The sequence below is a fragment of the Dehalobacterium formicoaceticum genome (assembly GCF_002224645.1).
GTDB lineage: Bacteria > Bacillota > Dehalobacteriia > Dehalobacteriales > Dehalobacteriaceae > Dehalobacterium > Dehalobacterium formicoaceticum.
Window position 1 is genome coordinate 1069098 of the sequence record NZ_CP022121.1, and the last position, 26543, is coordinate 1095640.

General features: G+C 46.1%; 19 protein-coding genes, 2 tRNA genes and 1 pseudogene. 20 read left to right on the plus strand and 2 right to left on the minus strand.

Features of this window, described 5'->3' with window-relative positions:
- Positions 1-23 precede the first annotated feature (23 nt).
- The gene (locus tag CEQ75_RS05220; RefSeq protein WP_089609397.1) at positions 24-1079 is read left to right on the plus strand and encodes a protein kinase family protein; all 1056 of its coding nucleotides are present in this window, start codon (positions 24-26) and stop codon (positions 1077-1079) included.
- 110 nt (positions 1080-1189) lie between these two features.
- On the opposite strand, the gene gdhA is transcribed toward CEQ75_RS05220, so the two are convergent.
- Positions 1190-2527, minus strand: a complete 1338-nt coding sequence (gene gdhA / locus CEQ75_RS05225) for an NADP-specific glutamate dehydrogenase (RefSeq protein ID WP_089609398.1) — start codon at positions 2525-2527, stop codon at positions 1190-1192.
- 277 nt (positions 2528-2804) lie between these two features.
- Between gdhA and CEQ75_RS05230 the strand changes: the two genes are divergently transcribed.
- The 3 genes from CEQ75_RS05230 (at position 2805) to CEQ75_RS05240 (ending at position 6075) form a co-directional block, all read left to right on the plus strand.
- Positions 2805-3821 carry a CotS family spore coat protein gene (locus CEQ75_RS05230; protein WP_157677340.1) on the plus strand — a complete coding sequence of 339 codons (1017 nt, stop codon included), beginning with the start codon at positions 2805-2807 and terminating at the stop codon, positions 3819-3821.
- A gap of 1 nt (position 3822) precedes the next feature.
- Positions 3823-4815, plus strand: a complete 993-nt coding sequence (locus CEQ75_RS05235) for a CotS family spore coat protein (protein ID WP_157677341.1) — start codon at positions 3823-3825, stop codon at positions 4813-4815.
- A 138-nt stretch (positions 4816-4953) separates the two neighbouring features.
- A complete protein-coding gene (locus tag CEQ75_RS05240) occupies positions 4954-6075 on the plus strand; it encodes a glycosyltransferase family 4 protein (protein WP_089609401.1) in 1122 nt (373 codons plus the stop codon).
- Between the two features lie 117 nt (positions 6076-6192).
- On the opposite strand, the gene CEQ75_RS05245 is transcribed toward CEQ75_RS05240, so the two are convergent.
- The gene (locus tag CEQ75_RS05245; protein WP_089609402.1) at positions 6193-6849 is read right to left on the minus strand and encodes a DUF421 domain-containing protein; all 657 of its coding nucleotides are present in this window, start codon (positions 6847-6849) and stop codon (positions 6193-6195) included.
- Between the two features lie 125 nt (positions 6850-6974).
- On the opposite strand from CEQ75_RS05245, the gene CEQ75_RS05250 reads away from it, so the two are divergent.
- From CEQ75_RS05250 to CEQ75_RS05325, 16 genes and pseudogenes are all read left to right on the plus strand, one after another.
- The gene (locus tag CEQ75_RS05250; RefSeq protein WP_089609403.1) at positions 6975-7418 is read left to right on the plus strand and encodes a DMT family transporter; all 444 of its coding nucleotides are present in this window, start codon (positions 6975-6977) and stop codon (positions 7416-7418) included.
- 87 nt (positions 7419-7505) lie between these two features.
- A tRNA-Met gene (locus CEQ75_RS05255) sits at positions 7506-7582 on the plus strand.
- Between the two features lie 4 nt (positions 7583-7586).
- Positions 7587-7665 (plus strand) — tRNA-Glu (locus CEQ75_RS05260).
- Between the two features lie 193 nt (positions 7666-7858).
- Positions 7859-10366, plus strand: coding sequence for a stage II sporulation protein E (gene spoIIE / locus CEQ75_RS05265; RefSeq protein ID WP_089609404.1), 2508 nt, complete (start codon positions 7859-7861; stop codon positions 10364-10366).
- 109 nt (positions 10367-10475) lie between these two features.
- Positions 10476-11014: pseudogene (gene tilS / locus CEQ75_RS05270) on the plus strand (tRNA lysidine(34) synthetase TilS); the annotation flags it as partial.
- Between the two features lie 282 nt (positions 11015-11296).
- Positions 11297-11863: a tRNA lysidine(34) synthetase TilS gene (gene tilS / locus CEQ75_RS19195; protein ID WP_276327727.1), complete on the plus strand. Its 567-nt coding sequence runs from the start codon at positions 11297-11299 to the stop codon at positions 11861-11863.
- Between the two features lie 124 nt (positions 11864-11987).
- Positions 11988-13886 (plus strand): ATP-dependent zinc metalloprotease FtsH, encoded by a 1899-nt coding sequence (gene ftsH, locus CEQ75_RS05280; RefSeq protein WP_089609406.1) that lies wholly within the window; start codon positions 11988-11990, stop codon positions 13884-13886.
- Positions 13887-13891: 5 nt separating this feature from the next.
- Positions 13892-14341 carry a nucleoside-diphosphate kinase gene (gene ndk / locus CEQ75_RS05285; RefSeq protein WP_089609407.1) on the plus strand — a complete coding sequence of 150 codons (450 nt, stop codon included), beginning with the start codon at positions 13892-13894 and terminating at the stop codon, positions 14339-14341.
- A gap of 327 nt (positions 14342-14668) precedes the next feature.
- Entirely contained in the window at positions 14669-15385 is a 717-nt protein-coding gene (locus CEQ75_RS05290) for a response regulator transcription factor (RefSeq protein ID WP_157677342.1), read from the plus strand.
- Positions 15386-15542: 157 nt separating this feature from the next.
- Positions 15543-15974, plus strand: coding sequence for a transcriptional regulator (locus CEQ75_RS05295; protein ID WP_089609409.1), 432 nt, complete (start codon positions 15543-15545; stop codon positions 15972-15974).
- 188 nt (positions 15975-16162) lie between these two features.
- A complete protein-coding gene (locus CEQ75_RS05300) occupies positions 16163-16948 on the plus strand; it encodes a stalk domain-containing protein (protein ID WP_089609410.1) in 786 nt (261 codons plus the stop codon).
- 284 nt (positions 16949-17232) lie between these two features.
- Positions 17233-19809: a carboxypeptidase-like regulatory domain-containing protein gene (locus CEQ75_RS05305; protein WP_089609411.1), complete on the plus strand. Its 2577-nt coding sequence runs from the start codon at positions 17233-17235 to the stop codon at positions 19807-19809.
- 187 nt (positions 19810-19996) lie between these two features.
- Positions 19997-21655, plus strand: coding sequence for an Ig-like domain-containing protein (locus CEQ75_RS05310; protein WP_089609412.1), 1659 nt, complete (start codon positions 19997-19999; stop codon positions 21653-21655).
- 107 nt (positions 21656-21762) lie between these two features.
- Positions 21763-24027, plus strand: coding sequence for a cohesin domain-containing protein (locus CEQ75_RS05315; RefSeq protein WP_089609413.1), 2265 nt, complete (start codon positions 21763-21765; stop codon positions 24025-24027).
- 152 nt (positions 24028-24179) lie between these two features.
- Complete coding sequence (locus CEQ75_RS05320) at positions 24180-24755, plus strand: dockerin type I repeat-containing protein (protein ID WP_089609414.1); 576 nt, start codon at positions 24180-24182, stop codon at positions 24753-24755.
- 222 nt (positions 24756-24977) lie between these two features.
- Positions 24978-26498, plus strand: coding sequence for an S-layer homology domain-containing protein (locus CEQ75_RS05325; protein WP_089609415.1), 1521 nt, complete (start codon positions 24978-24980; stop codon positions 26496-26498).
- Positions 26499-26543: the final 45 nt, after the last annotated feature.

The following is a 26543-nucleotide window of genomic DNA, read 5'->3' on the forward strand; positions in this document are numbered from 1 at the left end:
TTGCGGAGAAAGGGGGAAGGTTTTTGGCTCGTAAGCGCAGGTCTTTGGTCAAAAGAGAAACCAAGTTGATGCAGGAGTTTTTAGATAAAGGAGAGATTTTGCAGGAATGGGATCTTTCCATTAAAAGAATGAAAAAAATAAATAACGATTATAAAATTAAAACCCATAAAGGAGAAAAAATACTGAAAATTGCCTTTCAGGAAGATCGGGTGATGTTTATGCACCTGGCTTTGGAGCACTTGGCCGGACAGGGTTGTTTTCAGGGGATACCCCGCTTAATTCCCACCAAGTATGGTGACTTTTATGTCAAAAGCGATTTAGGCATTTATTATTTGACGGACTGGGTGGGGGGGAAACAAGGAAAAAGGGATGAATTAGATCAAGTACTGGCTTTTGCCAGGTACCTGGGGGAAATCCATTTATCGGCCATGTTTTTCCATGCAGTTCCTCCCTGGGCCATCAGGGAACGTTGGGATGATATTGCACAAGGGATGACGGAAAAAACATCCTGGGCGGAAGAAAACCTGAATCATTTACCACCGGAGGTTCAGACAGCTTGGGCGTCTTATGAAATCATCGCCCACAAGGCAGCAAATTTATTAAAGCTCGCCGGATATCCTGCTTTGGTGGAGGCGGCCAAGGAGAATAAAACCTTTTGCCATCGCCGCTTCGAACCTGGGCAGGGGATTATTGCCAAAGGAGTCACCCATATCCGTCATTGGGAACATTGCGCTTACGGTGTACAGGTAGGAGATCTGGTCTATTTTATGCAGCAGGTCATGCCATATTTCCAATGGAATCAGCAAATTGGGGAACAGATTATTACTTCCTATCATCGCACCAAACATCTTTCCCGAGAAGAGGTCATGACCTTGGAGGCTGCCTTAATGTACCCGGATACTTTTGTCAGGTTCATGAAAAAGTGCCGCTTGAGTAAATTTCCCCCCGATGAATTCTCCAAGAAGTTTGCCCAGGCACATTTAGAAGAGCAGGAGAAGCACCGGTTTATCGAAGCAGCCTTCGGTGGGATCCGGGGAAAGGAAGGGAAGTCTCTCCCGGAAGATGATGAAGAAGCTTAGAAAGGTGCCGAAACCAAAGGGACGGGATCGTGGCATCATCTGCGATGGTGTCAACAGTCCCGTCCCTTTACTTAATTTATGTCTTTCCCGTCTTTTGTGTAGTTTTACTTTTACAGAATTCCCTGAGCCAGCATCGCGTCGGCAACCTTGATAAAGCCGGCAATGTTCGCACCCACCATTAAATTGCCTTCATAACCATATTCCAGGGCCGCTTTTTTCGTGTTGTGATAGATGTTCACCATAATGCTGTTTAATCTTTGGTCTACTTCTTCGAAGCTCCAGGAGAAACGCATGCTGTTTTGGGCCATTTCCAGTCCTGAGGTGGCAACACCACCGGCATTGGCTGCTTTCGCCGGTCCGAAGAGGATCTTGTTTTCCAGTAAGAGTTTCACTGCCTTAGCGGAGCAAGGCATATTGGAACCCTCAACCAGTGCTTTAACACCATTTTCAATGAGCGTTGCCGCTTCAGCTTCAGTAATTTCATTTTGAGTAGCACAGGGAATTGCGATATCACATTTGGAAGTCCAAAGACCTTTGCAATTTTCACAATATGTTGCATCGCTGTCATATTTCAGATATTCACTGATTCTGGCTCGATCCACTTCCTCGACTTTTTGCATGGCTTCGAAATTGATTCCGTTAGGATTATATACATAGCCGCAGGAATCGGACATTGCCACCACGTTGGCGCCTAATTGCTGAGCTTTTTGACAAGCGTAAAGCGCCACGTTTCCAGAGCCGGAAATAATAATCGTTTTTCCCTTTAAATCCACCTGCCGATCCTTCAGCATTTCTTCCAGGAAATAAATCGTGCCATATCCTGTTGCTTGGGTACGGGCTAAACTACCACCGGAAGTAATGCCTTTTCCTGTCAATGCTCCGGCGGGATAGCCTCTTTTGATTTTTTTATATTGGCCGAACATATAACCGATTTCCCGGGTGCCAACGCCGATATCACCGGCAGGAACGTCCATGTCTGCTCCGATCAGGTAAGCCAATTCATTGGTGAAGCTCTGACAAAAGCGCATAATTTCTTTTTCGGATTTACCTTTCGGGTCAAAATCAGAACCGCCTTTGGCGCCTCCCATGGGCAGGCCGGTCAGAGAATTTTTAAAAATTTGTTCAAAACCTAAAAACTTTAAAATACTGAGATTGACGGAGGGATGAAAGCGGAGGCCGCCCTTATAGGGTCCGATGGCACAGTTATATTGGACACGAAAACCTCGGTTAATATGGATATTTCCCTGATCATCCTCCCAGGGTACCCGAAAAACAATGGATCGGTCCGGTTCCACAATTCTTTCCAAAATGGCAGCTTCCTGATATTCAGGTTTTTTTTCCATGACCGGCTCCAGACAAGTCAGTACTTCTTCTACGGTCTGATGGAATTCCGGTTCCCGGGGGGTGCTTTTAATCGTACTCTCAATAACATCTGTTACATAAGACATCTTTACCACTCCTTATTGATTTATCGGGAAGAATCCCTTACTTAGTAAATTAATAACCTGAATTATATCAAAAAATGGCGCGAAAGCAAGAGGTAACCCCCAGGAATATTGTATACATTATTTTTTGTATACAATCATATTTAGTATCATACTTATTTTACACAAGGTAAATTGTGCAAAATCAAAGGAAAAATTTTAGCAACATGGATAAGCAAGAGCAATAGTTTATAATAGGGTGCCCTGAGGGGACAGCAAATATCGGTAGGTGGTGATAGTATTGAAAGGTATTTTATCCGTGCTCAGTCATTATGATTTTTCCATTCATGGCATCATACCAATTCAGGATGATGTTTATCGTGTGGAAACAAGCAGGGGTGTTTATTGCCTTAAATGCGCCAATAAAGGAGAGCATAAAATGCTCTTTATTTATTCTATATTAAAACACTTAGAGGAACAAGGTTTTACCAAAGTGTCTTTTCCGGTGCCGGCGAAAGATGGATCTCCTTTGGTACACCAGGATCATAAAATTTATTTCATGACTCATTGGATTTCGGGAATCCCTTGCGATTTTAAACGGGAAGATCATTTAACAGCGGCAGCCGAGACCCTGGCCGAATTCCATCAGCATGCCAAAGGAGCAAAGCTTCTGGAGGGAGCCAAAGCACGGGCCATGTATCGGAAATGGCCGCATGTTTTGCAAAAAAGGACTGAGGATTTACAAAAATTCAAGTCCCTGACGCAAAAGAAAAGCTCTTTAACGCCCTTCGAAAAAAAATATCTGGCCATTGCAGATCAGGTCATTGCTCAGGGTGAAAAAGCTTGTGCCACCCTGCAGTCCTCGGAGTATCGTAAGATCGCAAAAAAAGCAGAAAAAGAGCAGTCCTTTACCCATCGGGATGTGGCCGCCCGAAATTTCATCATTGAGGACGATAAAAAGGCTGCTCTCATCGATTTTGATTATGCCCGCTATGATATCAGAGCAGCGGATGTGGTACGTTTGCTTGAGCGGTCTTTGCGGGATCAGCATTGGCATGAAGAAAAAGGAGATCTGATCCTGAAGTCCTATCAAAAGGTTTACCCTCTGGAAAAGGAACAGTATCAGGTCATGCTGGCATTCTTACAATTTCCGCAAAAGATCTGGCGCATCTCAGAGAGATATTTTGAAGGGAAGGTTTCCTGGCAGGATGAAGGCTTTCTTAAGAAATTATCCTCAGCTCTGCGTAAAATGTCTTATCAGGAGAAATTCTGTCATTCTTTTGAAAATAAATATTGTCAAGCGCGTAAGGGGGGATGATATGGATCATCATGATATCAAATGTATTTTATCTAACTGGGGAGAGTCTCCTTTGGAAATGAGTCAGGTGCGCGGTGTCTATCGGATTAAGACGGGGCAAGGGATGAGATGCCTGAAAGAAGGAAGAAAAAGTTTACAGCGGGCACAGTTTATGATGGAGGGCATGGCATTTGTTCAGAAACGGGGCTTTGCCCAGTTGGCCAATTGTGTGCCCACGCCGGAGGGCAGCTTGGTCGTGCCCTACCAAGGTTCTTATTATTACCTCCAGGAGTGGGTAGAAGGGAGGGAATTGGATTACCTGAACCGGGAGGATCTTCTGGGCGCGGCAAAGACCCTGGGCTGTTTTCATCGGGCCAGTATTGGTTTTACTCCCCAAAAAGGATATGAGGCCAAGAACAAACTGGGCAAATGGCCAAAAAAACTCCAGGATAAATGCAAAGATTTGGAAAGATACCTTAATGTTGCCCGTACCAAAGCAAATCCCGATGGTTTTGATCGCAAAGTAATGCTTTTTGGCGAATGGATGCTGAATCATGCCCGGGTGAGTGTGAAAAATTTGGCTGATTCCCATTATGCTGATTTGGTGGATGAAGCACGGGATTGGGGTTCCTTGGCCCATGGGGATGCTGCGGCCCGGAATTTTATCCGTCAGGGCCGGGAGTTGGTGCTGATCGATTTTGATGCCATCGCCATGGATGTGAATATCACAGATTTGTGGCGCCTGATGCGGCGGGCATTATCCAGAAACAATTGGGAAATGGAGCTGGCAACAGAAATCATGGACAGCTATGATCAATTTGTGCCTCTGGAATCAAGACACAAAGAGGTATTGGGCGCTTTTCTCCAATTTCCTGAGATTCCCTGGCGCCTGCTCCGGGAATATTATGAAAAGGAAAATCGGACACCTCAACATGACCTTTATCTGACAGAAAGATTGGAGAATTGTTTGGATCAACATCGCGCCATTGATAAATTTCTCAAGAATTTCGTCTAACGGAAATGGGTATCATGAAAGAGGTGAGATTTTGAAAATTGCTGTGATATCTGATACCTATGCGCCCAATAAATTTGAAAGCTTATCTCAGAATATGAAAGCAGGACTGGAAGGTGAAATAAAACAGGAGGAGCTATCATGAACATTGGCATTGATGCCCGAGGGGCGATTTGGTATCGGGGTACGGGTATTGGCACTTATACTTATCAATTAATTTATCAATTAAAACAAAGAGAGGATGGGGCTTGTTACCGGCCTTTCTGGCCCGGAGAGGAATATCGGGAGTTGGATATCACCGATGAAAAGGAATTTAATAATGTAGAAATCGGTAATGAATACTGGGAACAGTTTTTTTTGCCCCGGGCTTTGACCAGGGAACACTTTGACCTTTATCACGTACCCCAAAACGGGATTGGTCTGCCTAAAACCAAAAAGTGTCCCCAGGTGGTAACGATTCATGATTTGATCCCCTATATTTATCCGGAGACGGTGGGGAAAGGTTATTTAAAAACCTTTTTTACGGAGATGCCCCGCATCATGGAAGAATCGGATCGCATCATCACCGTATCTCATTGGTCGAAAAAGGATATTACCCAGATCTTCGCTTATCCGGCAGAAAAGATTGATGTTATTTGGGAAGCCCCTGAGCCGGTCTATCGGCCTTTGGAAAAATCCCTGTGCCGCAAATTATTGGGTGAAAAATATCGGCTGGAGGAAGACTATATCCTGTATGTGGGCGGATTCAGCCCCCGCAAAAATATTAAGCTCTTGTTGACGGCCTTTGCAAAAATCAGCAAGGAAATTGAAAAGCCCATCTATTTGGTCCTGCCGGGGAAAAAGCAAAAGGAACCGGATTATCTGGATGCCTTAATCGCCGCCTTGGGTATCAGTGACCGGGTCCTCTTTCCCGGCTTTGTCCCCGTGGGTGATTTGCCTTATTTCTATGCCGGGGCAGAACTTTTTGTTTACCCTTCTTATTATGAAGGCTTCGGACTGCCTCCCCTCGAAGCCATGGCCTGCGGTACTCCCACCTTGGCGGCCCGTGCTTCTTCTCTGCCGGAGGTGTTGGAGAGGGGTGCCGCCTGGTTTGATCCTTATAATTATATGGAACTGGCGGAAAGTCTGTTCTTCTTTTTGACTCATCCCGAAGCATCAAAGAATTTAGGGGCAAATGGTTATCACCAGGCTCAGAAATTTTCCTGGGCCAAGACCGCTCAAGAAACTGTTAAGACCTATCAAAAAACTATCTCCGGATGCTGATAGGCTCTTTATCAAATTCCAAGACTCCCAATTCTATAAGTGGGAGCTCATATTTTCACTTCAGGTGGGGTAGATTCCCCATCTGAAACCCCGATGTTCAGCTTTAGCTGAACGAGTTCACTGCTGTTTTTTTGTCAGAGCAATATGACCGTCGGGGGTGATCACTATCGATTCTAACTGGTTTAAATCATCGATATGAAAACTTTCCAGGATCTCGGCCAATTCTGCTGCCGTGACACCGGATTGGGTCAGTTGATCGGCAAAAATTTCGCCGTTTTCCATAATCGTCTTGGATGTTTTTTTTCCTAAGTATCGGGGGGTGATGGGCTCTACTTCTTTCTTGCGGATAATACTGAAGCGACCGCTGGGTTCTAGATAGGCAAATTCTACATCCAGATAGTTGCTCAGTCCCTGGACCCGCAATTCTTCCATTAAGTCGGAACGGTTAACCCGGGCTTTGCGCATATTTTTCTCCAGGATTTTTCCGTTTTGGATTACGGGAATGGGTTTGCCGTCCATCAGCTGTAACAGGAAAGTGCTTTTTAAACCGGTCCAGGAAAACAAAATTTGCAGTATGGTCAGGGTACTGACCGCAATAATCGTATTGGTAAGGGAGAGGCTTTCGTCCGCCAGAGGAGTACCTAATGTTTCCGCAATTACCAGCATGATGACAAAATCCGTAGGTTCCATATCCCCCATAGAACGATAGCCCATGAGGCGATAGCAGATAAAGCCAAAAGCCAACAACCCGACAGTCCGTAAAACTGTTTCCATCTTTGATTCACCTCCGTTTTAGTTTGCCATTTTTTTTGCAACTTATTATATTGAAATAAGGCATACATTCCTTGGCTCAGGGAAGAATAATACAGGTTTCTACATTGATACCGGGAGGATGAAAGATGGAAATAATGTTGCCTTTATTAATTGCGGCTCTTTCCGGAGTAGCCATGGCGCTCCAGGGAACGGTGAATTCATTTATGTCTAAAACTATCGGCCAAATGGAGACGACCTTTATCGTCCATCTTATTGGCGTAGTGACGGCGGCCTTGGTCTTGTTTGTTTTTCATTTGGGTCGGGGGCAGTTATCAAGGTTGGGAGAGGTGCCCTGGTATGGCTATTTGGGCGGCATCATCTCGGTGCTGATTATTTACGGTGTCGTAGCTAGCATGACCAAGGTCGGCGTGGCCAACGCCACCACCGCCATCATTGTGGGACAGGTTACAGCGGCTTTAGTGATTGACTGTACCGGATTTTTGGGCATGGAAAAATTCCCTTTCACCTGGTTAAAAGGGTTTGGGATCCTGCTCTTAGCCTTTGGTGCCAGACTGATGCTGCCCAAATAGCTTTGGGAACCATCTTCTTTCCTGAAAAGAAATTTTATGCTTGACATTTAATCAAGGTTCAGGCATAATCTAAAAGTAGCGAATTGCGGCGGTGTAGCTCAGTTGGTCAGAGCACACGGTTCATACCCGTGGTGTCACTGGTTCAAATCCAGTCACCGCTACCAACTTGGCCCGTTGGAGAAGCGGCTTAACTCACCAGCCTTTCACGCTGGCAGTTTCAGGGGTTCGAATCCCCTACGGGTCACCAAAGGTTTTTAAAGCGTGCAGCAGGTATTACATCTTGCCGCATGCTTTTTTATTTTCTTTTTATTTTAATGAAAAAGTTGTAGAAAACTAAAAAGATGGTCGCAATGTTCCCAGTCTCATCTTATCAAAACCGACAAGTTTTTCTTCGCCCTCATCCTATAATGTTAAGGAATAATAGTTAAGGGTGTGGTGCTGTGTCGGGAAACCCTCATGTCAACATTGATTATCAACGAAAAAAAAGGCGCTCCAAATTTAAGTACAAGTACGACTGGCCTGTCAAGCTAAAAATGCGCACCAAAAAAATGGCTGCCAAGTTTGTACCGCCGGCTAAATATAAAATTCCCCGCTGGTCCTGGGATGATTTGGTTCTGGTGCTGCCGGAAATCATGATCTTTGCAGTCATGGGTTTTTTTCTGAGCAGAGCAGAGGTTCTGGGCAGTCTCCTGCCCTTTGGCCCCGCTTTTTACGCTGCTTTAGCCTGCAGTGACAGAAGACAGGCCTTCCTCCAGGCCCTGCCCATTATGGTCGGTTTGTTAACCGTTTTTCAGGGACAGGCTTATCTTTATAATATGGGTGTGATTCTGCTTCTGGCCATTGTTTTTTTCTTTCATTCCATCGATCTGGATCGGCAATGGACCCAGGTGCCGGCCTTGGTTTTCAGTGCCGTCCTTGTCGTGAAGGGCATCGGACTTTTCCTGGGACATGCTTCAGAATACCAAATCATCTCCCTTGTCTTTGAAGGTGCTTTCGCTGCCGGGTTATCCCTGGTCTTTTTGGTGGTACAAAGGTTGATCCTGAATCGGAAAGCCATCAACCGCTTTTCTGCCGATGAGATGATCTGTATTTTTATCGCCGTCATTGGAATGATCATGGGGCTGGGCAGCTGGAGCGTGGCCGGTATGGAAATTGCCAGTATGGTGAGTCGTTTGATCGTAATTTTAGCTGCATTCCTGGGCGGAGGCGGTGCCGGTGCCGCCATGGGAGCCCTGGTTGGGGTAGTGCCCAGCCTCTCCTCCATGATTGCCCCCTCGATCATCGGCATGTATGCCTTCTCCGGATTGTTGGCCGGATCATTTAACGGCTTTGGCCGCTTGGGCGTGGTAATGGGATTTTTTTTAGGCAATCTCCTCCTGGCCCTATATCTGCTGGATACGCAGCTGATTATTTCTTCCCTCACCGCCTCCGCTGCTGCCGGTATTTTGTTTTTCTTGATACCCAAAGCGGGGCTGCATAAGATGGGCAGGATCTTTAATTACAGCCTGGCTGATGGGGATCAGACTCAAAAAGAAGATCGTATTCGACGTTTAGCCCTTGGCAAATTAAATACCATGAGCCATGTCTTTCATGAATTGGCCGCCACCATGGAGCAAATCGCCGGGGAACAGGATTTTGCCGATGATTATAATATTAATTCTGTGCTGCACCGTATTTCTGCCCGGGTATGTCAGGATTGCACCTTGCAGAAGCTATGCTGGGAAAAGGATTTTTATCAAACCTACCGTTCTATTATTTCCTTATTTACCACCATTGAGCAGAACGGCGCTGTCAGTGTCAAGGATATGCCGGCCACTCTGCGCAAAAGATGTTCCCATGCCCAGGAAATGCTCACCGCCATTAATTGTTTGTTTGAATTGTATCAGAAAAATCATTATTGGCAGCTGCATATGGAAAATACCCGCAGCCTGATGGCCAATCAATTGACCGGATCCGCGCAGATCATTGACAAGATCACCAAAGAAATCAAAAACAGCAGTAATGCCCGGGATTATTTGGAGGCCCATCTAAAAAAGATGTTAGCCGGCCGAGGGTTTTTTGTGGACAGGGTCAACATCCAGCAAATGGGGGAAAAGACCTTGGATTTATCTTTGGAGGTAACCTCCTGCCCCGGGGTTGACAATTGCCGTCAAGTCCTGCTGCCTGCTTTATCCCGTTTGACGGGGATGGAATATCAGATCCTCCATTCCAATTGTTCCTATGATACCGGCATTAAAAATTGCTGTTTCAGAATGATGGATGCCAAGGCTTATCGGCTGAATATCGGCCAATATAAAATTGCCAAATATGAAGAGGAAGTGTGCGGTGACAGCACCAATACCATCTTACTTCCCGAGGGAAAACAGATTCTCATGCTCAGCGACGGTATGGGTGTAGGAGCAAGCGCAGCCGCGGAATCCGGGACTTCCCTTCAGCTTCTGGAAAAATTACTGGAAACCGGCTTTGATGAATACAGCGCCATCCACACTATTAATTCGGTCCTCATGTTTCGGGCCAAGGAAGATACTTTTGCCACCATGGATATTTGCATCATCGATTTATTTTCCGGTGAGGCAGATTTCATTAAAATCGGCGCCGGGCCCAGCTTTGTTAAGAATAAGGAAGGGGTAAAAGTCATTCGGGCCTCCAGCCTGCCCATCGGAATTTTGCATCATGTGGAAATGGAAACCATCAAAGAGACCATCCGCCCTGGGGATGTGATCGTTCTATCCTCCGATGGTTTATTGGATACAGGGCATAAGCTGGAGGATGCGGAACGCTGGATTGCCGGGATCATTGAAAATAGTCTGGAAAAGAACCCCAATAAATTGGCAGAATCCTTGGCAAAAAACGCAGTCAACCTGGGCGGAGGAAGACCCCGGGATGATATCTCCGTCATCGTGGCCGTTGTGGAAGATGTTGCAGAAATTGAAGATTACGAGAGATAAAATTTGGTCATAATAAAGGGAAAAGAGCAATGGATCGCGAAAACACGGTAAGGACCGTGTTTTTTTGCATAAAAATTGATTTATTTTTAGAGGGTAGGAAAAGGAAAAGATGATCAAAAGGAAAATTCTCACCGCCATCGAAAAATATCACCTGATTGCCCCGGGAAACACCCTGGTTCTTGCTGTTTCCGGGGGGCCTGATTCTATGGCTTTGCTCTATGTATTGGGTCAAATCGCTTCTGATTGGCAGCTGAAGCTTTATGCGGCCCATTTGAATCATATGATGCGGGGCACCCAGGGAGAGGAAGAAGCCGCTTTTGTTGCCGCAAAGGCTCAGGAGATGGGCTTTCCCTGCAGGGTAGCCAGAGTAGATGTACCCCGCTATCTTCAAGAGACAGGTTTGTCCCCGGAGGAAGGCGCCCGCATCCTGCGTTATCAATTTTTGCATCGGGCAGCACAGGAGATCCAGGCTGATGGGATCGTGACTGCCCATCATGGGGATGACCAGGCAGAGACGGTACTACTTCATCTCCTGCGTGGTACCGGGCCGGAAGGATTAGCGGCCATGTCCCCCGTGAAGGTGCTCTGATTCGGCCAATGCTTGGCCTTACCAAGGAGGAAATCCTGGTTTATTGCCATGAGCAGGGGATCGCCTATTGTCTCGATCCCACCAATCAGGAAGAGATTTATACCCGCAACCGGATTCGGTTAGGGTTGATCCCCCACCTGAAACAATTTAATCCCCGCATCATTCCTTCCCTGGTGAAAACGGCTGATATTTTACGGGAAGAAAATGATTTATTGCAAGAATTAACCCGGTCGGCGGGAGAAAAAATCAAGGTCCCCCTTGGGTCTGGGCATACAGGGCTGGATTTTGATCAAATGAAATCCTTTCATCCGGCCATCCAGCGGCGGCTGATCCGTCAGATCATGGATGATTATACCGGTAAGCAGGGCACATTGACCTTTGATCATACGGAAGCCTTGCTGAACCTTGCCCCGGGACAGGAGTTGTTTTTACCGGGTCCGATCTATGCCTATCGGGAAGGCAGCACCCTGATTTTCTCCCCGGAAAAAAGGAAAGCTCCGGCAGCACCGGTTTTAGCTCCCGTGGAGCTCACAGCACCGGGAACCACCTATCTGCCCCGGCTGGCACGGGCGGTAACCGTATCACTAATCTCCTGGCCGGAGCCGGGATTAACTCCGGACAGGGAGACCCAGGTTTTCAGCTTGGACATTTTGCAGAAAACCTTAACGATCAGAAATCGCCGTGGGGGAGATTATTTTTATCCCCGGGGGATGAGGGGCAAAAAGAAAATAAAGGATTTCTTTATTGATGAAAAAATCCCCCAATCCCAGAGAGCAACCGTCCCCCTCCTCCTGGCGGGAGATCAGATTGTCTGGGTGGCGGGATACCGCCGGAGCAGGCTTTTTGAAGCGGGGCGAGATGATCACAAAGCAGTATTGGTTCGGTTAAAAAAGAGTTGCCCGTCATAAATACCATAGTTTGAAAATAGAAATAAAATATGGTACAATCACATAGTAAAATTGCATATATATTGAAAAAAAGGATTGGTGCGAGCCAAGTTTTCTTTTCATTGTGTCGAGAGGAGTGTAACGTTTGAACCGAGTTTTTAAAAACCTTGCCATTTATGTGCTGATTGTCTTAATCGCCGTTTCTTTTTATCAAATGACAGCTCCCCCTGCGGAAGAGGTCGGGAAATTAACTTATGACGAATTTATGGCTAAGGTAGGAAATGGGGAAGTAAAAGAGGTCAGTATTCTGGCCGGTGAGCATCGGTATGCCATCGAAGGTATCCTGAAAAATGAGGAGAAATTTACCACTACGGCGGCCCCTGCCCCTGAATTATTAGGGATTCTCGAGGGTCAGGGCGTTAAGGTGAAATTTGATGAAGAGCCGGGACCTCCATGGTGGACCGGCATCCTTTCCGCTTTGCTGCCCATCTTGCTTTTGGTTGGTTTATTCTTTTTTATGATGCAGCAAACCCAGGGCGGCGGGAACCGGGTGATGCAATTTGGCAAAAGCCGAGCCAAGCTGCATACCGATGAAAAAAAGAAAGTGACCTTTGCTGATGTGGCCGGGGTTGATGAGGTGAAGGAAGAGCTGGAAGAAATCGTGGAGTTTTTAAAGTCTCCCCGCAAATTCAGCCAGCTGGGGGCGAAAATTCCCAAAGGCGTATTATTATTCGGACCTCCCGGCACCGGGAAAACCTTGCTGGCCCGGGCAGTGGCCGGAGAAGCCGGGGTGCCCTTCTTCAGCATCAGCGGCTCAGATTTTGTCGAAATGTTTGTGGGTGTGGGCGCCTCCCGGGTACGTGATTTATTTGAACAAGCCAAAAAGAACGCCCCGTGTATTGTTTTTATTGATGAAATTGATGCTGTCGGCCGACAGAGAGGTGCCGGCTTAGGGGGCGGCCATGATGAAAGAGAACAAACCCTGAACCAGCTTTTAGTAGAGATGGACGGTTTTGCCGCCAATGAAGGCATTATTGTGGTAGCAGCCACCAACAGACCGGATATTCTCGATCCAGCTTTGCTCCGCCCGGGACGTTTCGACCGGCAGATTACGGTTAATGTTCCCGATATCTTGGGCCGTAAAGAAATTCTTCAGGTCCACGTCAAGGGAAAACCTTTAGGCAAGGATGTTGATCTTGAGGTATTGGCCCGGCGCACGCCCGGCTTTACCGGGGCGGATTTGGCCAATCTTTTGAATGAAGCGGCCTTACTTGCCGCCCGCCGTAATAAAAATGAAATTAATATGAAGGATATGGAAGATGCCGTGGAAAGAGTGATTGCCGGACCGGAGAAAAAATCCCGTGTCATCAGCGATTATGAACGGAAACTGGTGGCTTATCATGAAGCCGGGCATGCTGTCATTGCCTACTTATTACCTAATGCAGATCCTTTGCATAAAGTGTCCATTATTCCTCGGGGCGGCGCAGGAGGATATACCCTGCTTCTGCCCAAAGAAGACCGGAATTATATGACCAAATCTCAAATGAAGGATCAGGTGGTGATGCTCTTAGGAGGTCGGATGGCGGAAGCGCTGGTCTTAAAGGAAGTTAGCACCGGTGCCCAAAACGACCTGGAAAGAGCTACAGAAACCGTGCGCAGAATGATTACCCGCTACGGAATGTCTGAGGAGCTGGGGCCCTTGACCTTTGGTAATCGTCATGATCAGGTCTTCCTGGGTCGGGATATTTCCCAGGAACGCAATTACTCGGAGGCTGTCGCCTATTCCATCGATAAAGAAGCCCGGCGCATGATTGATGAAGCTTATAATAAAGCCAAAAAAATGCTCACGGATAATATGGATCGCTTAAAGGCTGTGGCACAAACTCTAATGGATAAGGAGACCCTAGAGGCAGAGGAATTCGCAGCTTTGATGAAGTCCTTTGATGATCCCAAGGAGCCTCCGGCAAAAGAAGGGGACAGCACTCCGGGGGAACCTCTTCCGGTGATGTTTAAATTAAATTTTACTTGGGGTAATAAGGAGTGATGGTGATGGAAAAAACTTATGTGATGATCAAGCCCGATGGGGTGCAGCGTAATCTCACGGGGGAGATTATCAATCGCTTTGAAAAAAAAGGGCTGAAGCTGACCGCCATGAAATTTTTACGTTTGTCCCCGGAGCAGGCGGAGGCCCATTACCAGGAACATGTGGGCAAGAAGTTTTATGATGGGTTGATCTCTTTCATTACCTCCGGACCGGTAGTGGCCATGGTTTGGGAAGGAGAGAATGCGGTATCCGCCGCCCGCAAGCTGATGGGCTCCACCAATCCTGCTGAAGCTGATCCTGCCTCCATTCGGGGCATGTATGGTTTGGATTTGGGCCGGAATATCATCCATGGGGCAGATTCTGTTGAAAGTGCCGGGCGGGAGATAGCCATATACTTTCAGACGGGGGAATTAATCTCCTACGAAAAGAACATCGATCAATGGATCTATGAATAATTTAATATCAGTAAGCCTAAGCCTGACCAGATGGAACGAATACATCCTTCGTTCCATCTTTTTTTATCCCCGGTGGTACTCTCCTGCCCGGGATGGGGGAGAATTCTCCTCCCCCATCTCCTTTTCCTTGATCAAAGTATAGGCTCAGAACTTGAGATGATTATTATAATCTATTCAATATAAAATTATGACAAAATGCCATATTTTTTTTACCAAATATTGCAGGACTTTTAATAAATATGAAGAAAGTATGATATGGATAGGGAAATATTCCCTATCATCGGAGGGAAAAGCATATCCGAACTACAACTGATGGGGGATGATGATATGGAAGAGATCCGGATGATGGTTTTAAGTGAGAATTCCTCTTCCCGGCAGGGACTAGCCGCTATTTTTGCTCAAGAGGATACTTTTGAAATGGTAGGAACTTATGCTATTGAAGAAGGTCTACGCCGAGCGATCTCCATTCAACCTGATGTGGTTTTGCTGGATATTGAGGATCGGATCACTCCCCAGCAGCTTGAGCGATTGGATCAATTAAATGAAGCCTGCCCCTGCAGTATGATCCTTTCCATCGTGACGGAGGAACAAAATGATATTATTTCTGCGCTCCTTGCCCATGGCATCGACGGTTGTATCCCTCGAGGCATGATGCGGGGCAGCCTGGTCAAGACCATTGAACTGGTCTGCCGGTGCGGTGTCCTTTGCCTCCCCGGCTCGATAAAAAGCAAGGTAGCTCTGAACGGTGCCGCTCCTTCCGCCGCCGGGAATATAAAAAAATTTGTTCTGGACGGTAATGAAGTTCTCACCAAAAGAGAGTATGAAGTACTGCAATTAATGGCTGAAAACTTATCTAACCGGCAAATTTCCGAAACATTATTTATTGGCGAAGCAACTGTGAAAACCCATGTGAGCAATATTCTGCGCAAATTAAAGCAGAATAACAGAGCACAAGCCGTTGTTTACTCTTATCAGGCAGGATTGATTTCCGCTCTCATCCTTTTCCATGGCAGTCTGGCTGCCCTCCTAAAATCATTCTTTTAAAATTGTCGGTAAAAATATCATACTTTAGGCTGATTGCAAAGATCTACCAAATATCTTAACCTTAAGGAGGACATATCTTAATGATACGTTCTCCTTTCTTTAGTCATTCAAATTTTTCAGATTAATCGGATCCGGTCGAATGGGAGGGGAAAGCATAATGCAAAAAGTTCGGGGAATGGTTTCCTCTAAAGAAAAAGTAACCCGAAAAGGAATTGCCTTAATCCTCAACGGCATCAAAAACTTTGAGATCGTTGGCCGGGACAGCTCCGATATCTTACAAGAAGCTTTTGAAATACAGCCTGATTTTATCCTTTTTGAACTGAATGGCGCTGATGTGCAAGAATACGAGGAGATTCTGCATCAGTTGAGAATAAATTGCAGCTGGACCAAAATTATTCTTTATAGCTGCAACAACCTGAATATCCAGAAAATCAACAAGTTTTCCCAACTGTGTGATGGTTATATCCAGGGTCCTTTAATGCCGGGGTTTCTTCAAAAAGCGATTGAACTGGTCTGTTATTCAGGGCGTTTTTTCTTTTTAGGGGCACCAAAAGATCTGGAGGTCTTTGCCAACAACGGTCAGGCATGAAACTTAGATCACCGCAAAATTATGGAAAATCATCCGTCGCTCCACCTGACGGCGGACGTAATAATTTAGGAATCATGATATATTTGTTATAGGAAGTTGTAGTGTCCGTGCTGGCCTTTTTTCTTCCAGGATTGATGATCAGGATTATGATTATCAAGAGCTAATAAAGCAGACAGGGGACGTGATTTATGAAAAAGACAAAAGTTTTTTTAGCAGGAGTCATCGTCGCAGGAGCCGTGTTATTTTCAACCGTGGCATATCCTTCCATTGCTGACAGTACAATCAGGATTATTATGAACGGTTCCGTTATCCCCAGTGATGTATCACCTCTCCTTACTCAGGGGCGTACCCTGGTGCCCATCCGGGTCATTTCCGAGGGATTGGGTGCAAAGGTTCAGTGGGATCAAAAGAATAATGCTGTCGTTGTAACCGGGGAGGGCAAGGGAAGCCAAGGTGATGGCGGAAGTTCCTATTTAAAGGGAGAAAATTTTGCTCAAGGTGATAAGGGCATCAGCAACAATATGATTTCGGCGCGGGATCTGAAAAATCTGCTCGATGACGATGCAGACAATGATATTGCTGATTATAGGTCGGGACATAACGGCGGCGACTCCGTTAAGAATGATCCTCTGGTGGTGGACGTGCGTGGTGAGGCGGAATATCTTGCTACCCATATCCCCAGTGCCACCTGGATAGCAGCCGCACCCGAGATGGGGGATCAGGAAAACATCAACCAATTGAAAAAGCTCTTAAAGGAACATGTAGCTCTGGGCGGCAAGAATGAAATCGTCCTCTATTGCTACACCGGTAATCAATCCGGCCTGCTGGCCGGGGTTCTGGGTGTTCAGGGACTGCCGGTTAAGAACATGATGTACGGTTTTGATATCGCTTGGCAGGGTACCAAAACTGCGGATCGAGCCATTAAAGCACCTATGGAAAACAGCGGCGGAGAAAAAGTAGAATGTAAGACCTGAGGGAATTAATTCCTGCTCGTGGAGCGGGAGAAAAAATATACATAATTTGTTTTTTCAAATCATAGGATCATCATTGGATTCAGTTTGACGGCCTGGGTGAAAACCCTTGCTATAAAAAAAGTTGGAAAGCAATAAAAAGCAAGGCGAAGGGAGGGGTTGCGGAGAGGACACGATAACTTAGACTAAGGAGGTGGTTGGGACAAGGCAAGATGATACTGTTGATACCATCAGCAGGGTCAGAACAAAACTGTATTTCTATTTTAAATTTTAAGGAGGAATAGAGTATGCAAAAATCAAAATTAGCGCTAGTTTTGACGATTGTAGCGATCTTATGCCTGGCCTTTGGCGGATCTGCTTTGGCAGCAGCCGGATATTTAGATGTTACAATCAGTGATAATAACGGTGCATATGATGACTTTGGTTATACCGGCTGTGAAGCCTCATATGTCCTGGATGCCACCGGCATTGAATATTTTACGACTGATTGTTTAAATAATGACAAGGGCTTTGATATCATTCTGAACTTTGAATGTGATGAAGAATCTTATTCAGTAGAATTAGATGGGGATTATTCTCTGCCGGTTAAGGTATGGGCTCAAGATAAACCCTACGGCACTGCCGGTGCCCAAGGTGCTTGGTATACTGCTCAGCCTACCGTTCCGGGAGGTCCTGGATTTGCAGCTCAAAGCACGATTACTCTGAAGGTTGAAGATCTGCAGATTGACAGCAAGTACAAATACATCACTGAGGTTGTTGTAGGGGATGAAAATCAAGATCTCAGAGTTATCAATCCCTGTGAAGCTGATGAATATTGCATTGAGATGATTATTGATGGAACTTGTGAAGATCTCGTGCTCAAGGATTATTTTGAGATTAAATCTGCTCCTGCCGCAGAAGGTCTTGTTCATTTGGCGATAACCCCAGCTGAAACACCTCCTGGCGATTGCGTACGTTGCTATACTGTAACAGGCAGACTTCTCAACTGTGCTGATGAACCAGTTCTCAACTGGCCGTTATCTGCTTATTTAAACGGTACAGACGTAACACCGCCAAGTGGCGCTGTAACTGATGCCAACGGAAACTTTAGCTTTAACATTAGAGGAGAATGGGAACCGGGTGAATACACAGTAAAGGTAGAAGCAGACGGTCCCTGCGAAGATGCCTCAGCAACCGTTCCTTTAACCATTGAAAAGACATTTGCCACCAACATGGAAATTTATGTTGAAAGCGCTGATGGGGTAGAAGATGAACTGCGGTACAACAAATGTAACGATGTTCAATTTTGTCTCTTCGATGATTGTGACTGGGATGCAACCGTAACTGCACCTACCACGATTTATTTCACAGCAACTCAGGAACGACCAGGGCAGGATCCCATCGTAGCCGGTCATTTCTATGAAGTATGTCCTGAAATAGTTGATTGTGGTTGCGAATATGATAGCATCATTAATGGTCAATGTACACATTGGGATCGGAATTATGGCCAAATCAACTCCATGGTCATTAATCCGGATGATTCTTGTGTAAATGTTCAAATGGTTCCTTTGGTTGAAGGTGAAATCACCATTACCGCTACTATTAAGATTGGTAATCGTGAAATTACCCAAAGTAAAACAGTGACTTCTTTTGCTCCAGGAGAAGTAATGATGGATCTCCACCCCTTGGCTACCGATGATCAAGGTAACGTTAGAGCTGGCTGGCCCATCGTTGCCGCTGTCGCTTTAGACAGAACTGCCGGTGCCAACTATAATGTCAGCTTCACCATCAACGGCAAACCTGTGCTCGTAGCCGATCAATTAGTAAATGGCTATACAGGTCCGGATTACATTCCTCCTATGAATTATGATGAGTTTGTTGCTGCTTTTGGTGTTGCTGCATCCGAATGCGAAGGTGACTATGAAGCGATCTTCCCTTATTGCACCGATAAATGGTACTTCATGCTTTATCCCTGCGAAGATTTAAGAGGTGATTTTGAGGTTGAAGTAACCGTTGACAGCGTTGGTACCGCATCGGCAGATTTCTTCACCAATAACAAAGGCGTAGATATTCCTTTGAACTTTGTTACCCCTGTTGAATTAACAAGAGAATTGGCTCCTGATTCCTGGCAGACCTTCTCCACACCGAAGCTTTTAGCTGCCCGCTGTGAAGAAACTCCGCAATACGGAAAGGTTTATGAGTTGCTTTGGCCGTTAGCCGAAGAAATGCTTGATGGCGGACCTTTCATGTATGATGAACTTGAATTGTTTGTCTTGGGTTATGAAAATGGTGCATGGCGTGTAGTAATGCCTGATGAAGAAGTTCAGCCATTGGCCGGTTATTATGTCAGAACCCCTCAACGGGAAAAAGGCGATTGGAATATGAGAAAAGTTCCTTTCCAAATTGAATATGTATTTGCCCGGGCAACTACGCCCACTTTGTCCATGCCTTACACAATGACTTATCCGCCGCTTCCTGCAGATGCAGCTAACTTGGCTCCTTTCTACTGGAACAGCGTTGGTGTAGGCGTAGATGATACCAAAGCATCAGATGATCCGATGACCATGCAGTCTGATACGGCAGCACAAGCTTTAGGTGCCTTGATCAAAAATAAAGATTCGATCATGGTTTGGAATCCTGGTGAAAAATTAGCCAACGTCAATGATCAATTTACCAGCCTTGCCTTAGGCGGCAATGCAACACCGAACACTTCTGTTGATCCTTGGGCTACGGTGTATAACGGCGACGTATACTGGGTCTTCAGCTCCGGTATCCTTGGGCCAAATATTAATACCACTAATGTTGGTTTGGATATGATTGAGTGGATCGGCGGCAACTATAAGCCCATTGCTCAACCTCCGTATTGGCCAGCACCTCTTAATTAGTACTTTAAAAATATGCTTAACTGGATTTAACTCAGTTTAGCATAAATAACCCATTTATTTAAATGAACAGCTTCGATGTATTAAGGTAATGGGGGAAGGGTTAACCTTAACCCTTCCCCTTTCCTGATGTATATCAGATGCACCATACAATGGAAAATAAAAAACAAAATTTGCTGTAAGGAGGGAGATGATGAACTTGCAGCCTAAAAAAACGAGAAAAAAATATGCTTTAGTCATAACTTTAGTGATGATCCTGTGTTTATGCTTTGCCGGTACGGCTTTTGGCGTACCAGGATATGTTGAATTTGTATCATCCAATCCAATGAATGGAGCAATCAATGTTGATCCTGGTTTATCTGCCATCACTGTGGATTGGGATGAGAACATTACATTAGTACCTGAAATGGAAAGACAATTTAATGATGATCTGACTCTTAAGGAAAAAGTATCAGGGGTGGATGTTCCATTCACGCTTACTGCCAGCGGGACCCAAATGAGCATGGCACTTAATGCTTCTTTAAAGGAAGACACCCAATATCAATTGAATATTCCTGAAAACTTAGTAAGAGCAAACAACTATGGATTCGCTTATGAGAATATTAGCAGTAGAATGATTACCTTCACTACCGGTGAAGCCGATGCCGAAGATCCGGTTGTGACGATCGATCCTATCAGTGACTTAACCCTGAAGTTTGGTGCTGCGGAATCTGCTACACTGGCGGTCGTTACTGATCCTGAAGATGCTGCCGTGACCTTTGAATCTGCTAATGATGGCATTGCTACCGTTAATACCAGCGGCCTTGTGCAAGCTGTTGCCCCCGGTACAACTACGATCACCGTTAATGCCAGTGCAGATGATTACACAGATGCAGCTGCTACCGTTAATGTAACGGTTCAGAAAGGTGATTTGACTATTACTGGACTCCCCGCATCCCTTAATCTTTTAGTGGACGGATCTAGCCAACAGTTGAATCCCGCAGCCCCGGGTGCCGCTTTTAGTTATGCATCCACTAATGCCGGTGTAGCTACTGTTACAAATGGTTTAGTGGCTCCTGTTGCAGTGGGGAATGCTACCATTACCGTAACTGCGACAAGAGCGAATTATAATGATGCCACGGCTCAGGTTACCGTTTATGTAACAACGGAAGCCATGGAACAAGTAGCTCTCACAGTCAGCCCCTTGGATGTAACCCTGGAAGAGGATGCCACAAGCACGCTCTCTGTTAATGCTACGGAAGGTGCTTCTATCGCATATGAATCCGTAGATCCAACGGTTGCTACAGTAGCTGGCGGCGTAATCACTGCCGTAGCTCCAGGAAGCACCACGATTAAAGTTACAGCTTCCCTCACCGGTTATTTACCAAAAACAGTAACTGTGAATGTTACCGTTACTGAAGCCGAACCTGGTGAATTACAGCTAACAGTAACACCGGCTGAAGTAACCCTTTATCTGGGTGAAACCGGTCAAAGTTTTGATTTGACGGTTGCTGTTGTTCCGACTGATGCTGTTCTTACTTACGAGACTTCAAATGCAGGAGTTGTGACGGTGGCTAATGGCAAGCTTACTGCGGTAGCAGTTGGTGGAGCGACCATCACCGTAACAGCCTCCAAGGAAGGCTATGATGATGTGCAAGAAACAGTGGCAGTTACTGTAGCTCCTATAATTTCCGGTGATGTGAATTTAGATGGTGAAGTGAACACTCTTGATATTCAGACTGCGATCAATATTGCCATCGGGCGAACTGTTCCTACGGCATTACAAATTGAAGCGGCAGATTTGAATAATGATGGCAAGGTAAATATTTTAGACGTAGTAAAAATCATCAATCTGGTGATGGAAGCTTAGTATTAGTTTACCTTTATCAAACATGGTTAAAACGCTCCCCTTGGACGAGCCGAGGGGAGTGTGTATATTAGACAATTCATGATGAGCGATCAGGAGGGAGGAGCTACATGAAGAATTGGAAAAACAATCATAAGAGCTTAATGCGCCTGCTGACCTTCTCTCTGGTGTTATTGTTAAGCTTCGGGGCGATCTCGTTAAGCGCCTTAGGGGCAAGTGGAGAGAACGGATTGACCATAAGTGTCGGAAACAAGACGGCCGATCCGGGTGCAACGATTTCTGTCCCTGTTGTCTTTACCAGTGATGGTGAGGCTGCTGGGATGCAGTTTGATTTAAAGTATGATACATCATTACTGACACCCATTGAGGTTAAGAACAGTCAAGATAAGTTGGTGTTGGATTTTACGGCTGGTAACTTACCCGCTGGGTTTTCTGTAGCTGGAAGTAAGTTAGGGAATAATGATATCAGGGTAATCGTTTATCATTCGCTGGGTGAAAGCATTCCGGCGGGAAGCTTTACCGTTATTAACTTGAAATTTAAGGTTAACGCGGCTGCCGCTCCGGCTCAGGAAAGTAATTTAGATCTGACTGATGTTTTGATCTCCGATCCATCGGCGGAAACATTAACGCCGGATGCCATTAACGACGGCATTTTCACTATTGCCGGGGATATGATAATCACCGGACTGCCTGCTGCCCTTAATCTTGTAGTTGGTGCTTCCGGCGAACAGTTGTCACCTGTGGCGGCTGGTGCAGCTTTCACTTACGAGTCCGATGATGATGATGTTGCGACAGTATCCGCAACCGGTTTGGTGACTCCGGTGGCAGCCGGTAACACAACGATTACTGTGACTGCGAATAAAGAAAATCATATTGCAGTCACTTCTACCGTCCCCGTAACTGTCATCGACAGTCAGGCTCTGTCTATTCCTAACGTGACCGGGGATCCGGGTACGACGGTTGAAGTTCCTGTGATGCTGAACACCGTGGGACTTGTTGCCGGGATGCAATTTACCCTAAACTATGATCCTGAAATCCTTTCTTATCAGGGGATTAGTGATGGTGCGCTGACTTCCGGGTTTACAGTGGATGCAGAACCGGTTCAGGATGGGAAGGTTAATATCCTGATCGTTGATATACCGGTGGCTGCAATCCCGGTAGGCAGCGGCTCCGTGGCAGTTCTGGAATTTAATGTCCTAAATTCAGCTCAGCCTGGGGCAACAAGCCCCTTGGCTCTCAGCGACATCATCTTCGCAGATGTAGAGGGGGAAGCATTGCCGGATAATGGTTCCACGAACGGATTATTTACCGTGACAGGAACAGCTGCTTCCGATAAGCTGGTTTTGACGGCTGGAACAGTTACCGGGAGAGCCGGATCAAATGTTTCTGTGCCTATTACCTTACTCAGCGAAGGAAATGTGGCCGGCATTCAGTTTGCCTTGTCTTATGATCCCGCATTGCTTAGCTTCAAGAGTATCGATAAGGGAGCTTTAACTGCGGGCTTTGAAGTCGAGGCCGAACCTGCAGCCGGCGCTGTGAATGTCCTACTGGTGAAAATACCGGTAACTGCTATTGCGGCTGGGGAAGGCACCGTGGCCAAGATCAACTTTACCGTTGTTTCCGGAGCACGAACCGGAAATTCCTGTAACCTTAATTTAAACGATGTTGTTTTCTCTGACGATGAAGGAGAACCCTTAATTGCAGACAAATTGAATAATGGTAAGTTCACAGTCGCTTCCAGCGGTGGCGGCGGCGGCGGTGGAGGCGGCGGCAGCTACAAGGATAAGGATGATGATAAAGAAGAAACTCCATCCAAGCCGGATTGCTCCTTCACTGATCTGACCGCAAACCACTGGGCTTACAAGGATATCATTGAACTCTGTGAAGCAGGGATCATCAATGGTTATCCCGATGGCACCTTCGGCCCGGAAAGAAGTATTACCCGTGCTGAGTTTGCCAAGATTATTGTAGGCGTTAAAGGAACAACTTTGGTTAATCCTGCTCAGCCCACATATCAGGATGCAGCCAGAAGCAATTGGTACTACCAATATGTGGAAACTGCAACTCAGGCAGGGCTGGTCATGGGCGACGGCAAAGGTAAGTTCCGTCCTAATGATCAAATTTCCCGTCAGGAAATCGCTATTATCTTAGTGCGAGCGATGGGTATGCAAAATGAAGCCGCAGCCAAAGCACAAGAAATGACTTCCTTTAGTGATGATGCTCAAATTGCAGCATGGGCTAAAGGTCATGTGGTGATTGCTGTTGAGCAAGGCTTGATCAATGGCTATCCCGGAAATCCGCCTACTTTCAAGGCGAAGAATACGGCAACCAGAGCAGAAGCTGCTACGATGCTGAACCGGTATCGTAACCAGTAATATCTCTTAAGCAGATGGGGAATACATGAACCAAAAGACACTCTTCCTGGATTCAATCGGGGGAGTGTCTTTATTCCATAGAAAGTCACCATGAAGCGCATTCCCTTTCCTTCAGTCAGAAAATACATATTTTTGAAAGGTGGCCAATTTATATGTACCGTAAAATCCTGGTGCTGGTTCTGCTGCTCCTAACCTTTGTTTTTCCGTTAACCGCGCTGGCAGATGATTTTCCGGCGATACCTTCCATCTATAAGGGGACGGTCAAGGATCAAAATGGAAACCCTGTTGCCTCTGGAACTGTGAAAGCTTATACCAATGATATCCTGCGCGGTAGCGTAGGGTTTACCGGAGGTAGATATGAAGATCTTATAGTTTCCGGAGATATAAATTCCATGTTAAAAATCGTAAAATTTACGGTGACGGTGCGGAATGTGGAATTAGATGCCGTGCCCGCTTCCCCGGTCAAATGGCGGGAAGGAAAAATTAGCGGTTTGGATATGGATGACGTGAATCTTACCGTGGACGTAAGCTCTCTCCCTCCTTTATTACCGGGAGACGTTAATCAGGATGGAGTAGTTAACATTTTTGATGTCCAATTGACGATCAATTTTGTCATGGAGAAATCTGTACCTAGCGCGGTGCAGCGTGAATCTAGTGATATGGATGGAAATGGATCCTTGAATATATTTGATGTGGTGCGCATCATTAACATTATCATGGAGCGCTGAGATCTTTCATGATCTAAGCCTTGAGGAAGTATCATCTCCTCCGATAGGAGGAAAAAAATCCATCATTGGATGGAGAATATAATAGAATGAACTTTGAAGATCATATTTATCTCCATCTGAATGAGGATGAATTTAATGGTGCTGTAAAGTACAATTAGTGATAAGAAGGTAGCATCTTCATCTCGAAGGTATTGCCACAAACTTGAAAGGTGGTAAGATTCAATGAAGCGAAAAACCCTGATTGTTTTAACTTTAATACTTGCTTTAATCTTTCCCATGACGGCTCTGGCAGAGGACATGCCTCCAATCCCGTCTATTTACAAAGGGACCGTGGTTGACCAAGATGGTAAAGCCGTCTCCGCCGGTACAATTAATGCTTATACCAAGGATACTTTGAGAGGCAGTATTGATTTAAAAGATGGTAAGTTCAGTAAATTCTTAGTGACTGGAGATGTTGATACGATCAATATTCCCGTTGCTTTTACCATTGAAATTAATGGCGTAGAAGCAGATGCTACAGCTGACCCTGAGGTAAAATGGCAGGAAGGTAAAATTAGCGGCCTGGATATTCCGGAGATCAAGCTGACCGTTGATACTTCGAAGCTTCCCGATGTGTCGGGTCAAGTATCCGTTGAGGCTGCTAATGATAATTTTACCGTGAAGGTTGGGAATACAAGACAGATCCGCGTTACAACCACACCCGACAATGCTGCCCTTAGTTATCAGAGCGATAAAACCGGTGTTGCCACTGTGAATTCCAGCGGTGTTGTCACCGCTAAAGGAGAAGGTACGGCTGTAATAACTGTCACTGCTTCCAGTTCGGGTATGCTTGACGGAAAAGCGACGATACGGGTACGCGTCAGTGAAAATCCCATTGAGATCACCGTAACCCCAGAATCCGTTAAATTGGACGCGGGCAAGACCCAGCAATTAAGCGTAACCACAGATCCTACCGGTACAACGAAATCCTATAAATCCAGCGATACAAAGGTAGCAACGGTTAATTCTTCCGGCATCATTACCGCAGTTGCCCAAGGCACAGCTACCATCACTATTACGGCGGCAAAAGATAATTATGAAGACGGTGAAGATACTGTAAAAGTAACGGTGACCTCCGCCGGCAGCGGCAGCACCGGTAATAATCCCGGAACGAACCCTGGCACCACACCGGGAACCAATCCTCCCGGCCCTACCTCTTTCTCTGATGTTCCGCAAAATCATTGGGCTTACGGAAACATTGCTCTCTTAGCCAAGAGTGGTATTGTGGGCGGTTATGTCGATGGCACTTTCCAACCGGCGAAGAATGTTACCCGGGCGGAATTCACCAAGATGCTGGCCATTGCTGTCGGCTTGGCCGAAGAAAAACCTGCCCAGCCTAAATTCAGTGATGTCCCCGGCACCCTATGGAGTTATGGCTTTATTGAAGCCGCAGCTAAGGCAGGCTTGGTGACTGGTGATGCCGCAGGCACCTTCCGGCCGAATGATAATATCACCCGTCAGGAAATGGCTGCCATTTTGGTACGGGCGATGGGCAAAATAGATGCCGGTACTACCAATGCCAGCTTGGCTACTGCTTTCACAGATGACAAATCTATTGCTCCTTGGGCCAGAGGCTTTGTCGTCAGTGCAGTTCAGGACGGTTTAGTGGGCGGCTACAGTGTGGATAATACCTTCCGTCCGGCACAAAATGCTACCAGGGCAGAATCATGTGCCATGATCGCCCGCTTATTGGAAAAAATTTAAGAAGCATCGAATCAGATCAGCCGGTACCTTGATTAGGGTATCGGC